The sequence below is a fragment of the Paenibacillus xylanexedens genome, from assembly GCF_007676705.1.
GTDB classification, from domain to species: Bacteria; Bacillota; Bacilli; order Paenibacillales; family Paenibacillaceae; genus Paenibacillus; species Paenibacillus xylanexedens_C.
On record NZ_VEBF01001051.1, the window covers coordinates 1 to 214 of the forward strand.

The 214-nt window shown below is 50.9% G+C and carries 1 pseudogene; it reads left to right on the plus strand.

The features are described 5' to 3' along the window. Positions 1 to 32: 32 nt before the first annotated feature. Positions 33 to 214 (plus strand): annotated as a pseudogene (locus tag FS628_RS32515) (ArsR family transcriptional regulator); the annotation flags it as partial.

The window sequence follows — 214 nt, forward strand, 5'->3', positions numbered from 1 at the left end:
AAGGGAAAGTAAGTTCGAATGTAGGGGGTGGGGTGGGAGGTGGTGGGAGTTGGGGTTTTGATGATTTTGCTGTGGTGTTTGGATGGGGTGGGTATGAAAATGCTAGGAAGGAGAATGGTGAATTTGTGGAGATGGTTGGGGGAATGACAGCGGATGAGGTGTATGCAGGTGTGTCTCGTGTTCTGCCCGGCGTTACTATAGAAGACTCTACGCG